The sequence below is a fragment of the Streptomyces sp. NPDC051987 genome (assembly GCF_040680735.1).
GTDB lineage: Bacteria > Actinomycetota > Actinomycetes > Streptomycetales > Streptomycetaceae > Streptomyces.
This window is the reverse complement of the sequence record NZ_JBFAXI010000195.1, coordinates 1-2731: the sequence shown is the minus strand read 5'-3', so window position 1 is coordinate 2731 and position 2731 is coordinate 1. Positions and strand designations below refer to the sequence as shown.

General features: G+C 71.4%; 3 protein-coding genes. All 3 read right to left on the bottom strand.

The genetic code is table 11. The features are described from left to right. Positions 1-86 precede the first annotated feature (86 nt). Positions 87-1757 carry a phosphoenolpyruvate--protein phosphotransferase gene (gene ptsP / locus AB0M11_RS41240; protein ID WP_365714123.1) on the bottom strand — a complete coding sequence of 557 codons (1671 nt, stop codon included), beginning with the start codon at positions 1755-1757 and terminating at the stop codon, positions 87-89. 111 nt (positions 1758-1868) lie between these two features. Continuing rightward, positions 1869-2318 (bottom strand): PTS glucose transporter subunit IIA, encoded by a 450-nt coding sequence (locus AB0M11_RS41235; protein WP_365714121.1) that lies wholly within the window; start codon positions 2316-2318, stop codon positions 1869-1871. A 119-nt stretch (positions 2319-2437) separates the two neighbouring features. Continuing rightward, on the bottom strand, positions 2438-2731 hold a 294-nt coding region (locus tag AB0M11_RS41230; RefSeq protein ID WP_365714119.1), incomplete at its 5' end, for a hypothetical protein.

Genomic DNA, 2731 nt, shown 5'->3' with positions numbered 1-2731 from the left:
CGGCCGGCCGCCGGCCGCCCGCCCGCCGCCCCCCCCCGCCCGCCCCCCCCGCCCCTGGAAAGCAAGCCGATCACGGCCGTGGCCCACTACTCGCCGGACAGCACCGCCTGCGCCGCCGAGCGGGCCTCCTCCGCGCTGTCCGTGGCACGCGCGGCCGCCGCGGCCCGCTCGCACTGGGCCAGCGTGTACTTGGCCAGCATCGCCCGGACATAAGGAATCGACGCCGCGCCCATGGAGAGCGAGGTGACACCCAGCCCCGTCAGCACACAGGCCAGCAGCGGATCCGACGCGGCCTCACCACACACGCCGCAGCTCTTGCCCTCGGCCCTCGCCGCCTCCGCCGACAGCGCGACGAGGTCGAGCAGCGCGGGCTGCCACGGATCCTGCAGCCGGGACACCGCACCCACCTGACGGTCCGCGGCGAACGTGTACTGCGCCAGGTCGTTCGTCCCCAGCGACAGGAACTCGACCTCCTGGAGGACCGAGCGCGCCCGAAGCGCGGCCGACGGGATCTCCACCATGGCACCGAACTTGGCCCGCAGCCCCGCCTCCCGGCAGGCGTCCGCGAACGCCTTCGCGTCGGCGCGGTCCGCCACCATCGGGGCCATCACCTCAAGGTGGACGGGCAGCCCCTCGGCCGCCTTCGCCAGCGCCGTCAGCTGAGTGCGCAGCACCTCGGGATGGTCCAGCAGGGTCCGCAGACCACGCACGCCCAGCGCCGGGTTCGGCTCGTCCGCCGGAGTCAGGAAGTCCAGCGGTTTGTCCGCGCCCGCGTCCAGCACCCGCACGACGACGCGGCCCTCCGGGAACGCCTCCAGCACCTGCCGGTAGGCCTCGACCTGCTTCTCCTCGGAAGGAGCGCTCTTGCTGTCGTCCAGGAACAGGAACTCGGTACGGAACAGACCGACACCCTCGGCACCGGCCTCCACCGCGGCCGGCACGTCCGCGGGCCCGCCCACGTTGGCCAGCAGCGGCACCTTGTGCCCGTCCGCGGTCGCCCCGGGGCCGGTCGAGGCGGCCAGCGCCGCCTTCCGCTCGGCGGCCGCCGCCTCCAGCGCCGCCTTCCGCTCCGCAGTCGGGTTCACGAAGATGTCACCCGTGCTGCCGTCGACGGCGACCACGGTGCCCTCCGCGAGCTCCTGGGCACCCGGCAGCGCCACCACGGCCGGCACCCCGAGCGCCCGCGCCAGGATCGCGCTGTGGCTGGTCGGCCCGCCCTCCTCAGTCACGAAACCGAGCACCAGCCCCGGGTCGAGGAGCGCTGTGTCCGCCGGCGCCAGATCCCTCGCCACCAGGACGTACGGCTCGTCGCTGTCCGGGACACCCGGCATCGGAACGCCCAGCAGCCGGGCGACGATACGATTCCGCACATCGTCCAGGTCGGCCACCCGGCCGGCGAGGTACTCGCCCGCACCGGCCAGCAGCTCGCGGTACGCGGCGAACGCGTCGTACACGGCACGCTCGGCGGTGCTGCCGACGGCGATCCGACGGTCCACATCGGACATCAGCTCGGGATCCTGCGCCATCATGGCCTGCGCCTCGAGCACCGCCTGCGCCTCGCCGCCCGCCAGGTTGCCCCGCGCCATCAGGTCGGCGGCCACGGCGTCCACGGCCTGCCTGGCCCGCCCCTGCTCCCGCTCGGCCTCCTCGGCGGCGATCTGCTTGGCCGGCGGCTCCAGCACCGCCGTTCCCATGTGCCGAACCTCGCCGATCGCCACACCGTGGCTCACGCCGACGCCTCGCAGCGTTGTCTCCATCTCACCCGTCTCCGATAGTGCGGCGGGTCCCGCCGCCGCGGTGGTTGTCATGACCGCCGTCCTGATCCGTCGTACGACGGCACGGCGGTGGGGTCGCCGGTCCGGGACGAATCAGTTCCAGGCGAACAGGGGGTCGCCGGCCTTCACGTCGCCCTCTTCACGGAGATCGGAGAGCGAGTCGGCGGTGGCCTCAAGGGCCACGACGGGGCAGACCGGCGACTTGCCGGCGGCCTCGACCTCGGCCGGGTTCCAGCGCACCACGGCCTGGCCGCGGGTCACGGTGTCGCCCTTGTTCACGAGCAGCTCGAAACCCTGCCCGTTGAGCTGCACGGTGTCGATACCGAGGTGGGTGAGGACGCCATGGCCGCTCTCGTCGACCACGACGAACGCGTGCGGGTGCAGAGAGACGACGACTCCGTCCACGGGTGCCACGACCGTGGAAGGCTCACGCACGGGATCGATGGCGGTACCCGGGCCCACCATGGCCCCGGCGAAGACCGGGTCCGGCACTGCGGCCAGTCCGACGGCGCGTCCTGCGAGCGGGGACGTCACGGTGGTCATGGGAAGCCTCCCAGAAGTGGAGCTGCTTACGGGCCGTCACTGCTTGTTCCGGACGGCACTGAGCAGCAGCGTATGTCATGTGAAGTGGCGGTTCCGCATGGAAGCTACCAGCTAGTGGTCTAGACCACCAGCCCGGTGGATTTGCACGGCCTTCGGAGCTCCGTGTACAGTCGTACTCCTGCCTGGGGCGCGGCGCTGCGATAAAGCGCCGACATCCGGGCGGCACCCAAACTTGTCAGATCCTCACTCAGGATCATCTTTCGCATGCCTGCGGGAGAGTGGTCAGAGGGACGGAAAAACACTGGTAGAGTTTGGACCACCGAAGGGAAGCCCGGAGGAAAGCCCGAGAGGGTGAGTACAAAGGAAGCGACCGTTCCTTGAGAACTCAACAGCGTGCCAAAAGTCAACGCCAG

Excerpts from the sequence above, each read along its gene's own strand:
- ptsP (WP_365714123.1), bottom strand. The coding sequence starts at position 1,757 with ATGGAGACAACGCTGCGAGGCGTCGGCGTGAGCCACGGTGTGGCGATC.
- AB0M11_RS41235 (WP_365714121.1), bottom strand. The coding sequence starts at position 2,318 with ATGACCACCGTGACGTCCCCGCTCGCAGGACGCGCCGTCGGACTGGCC.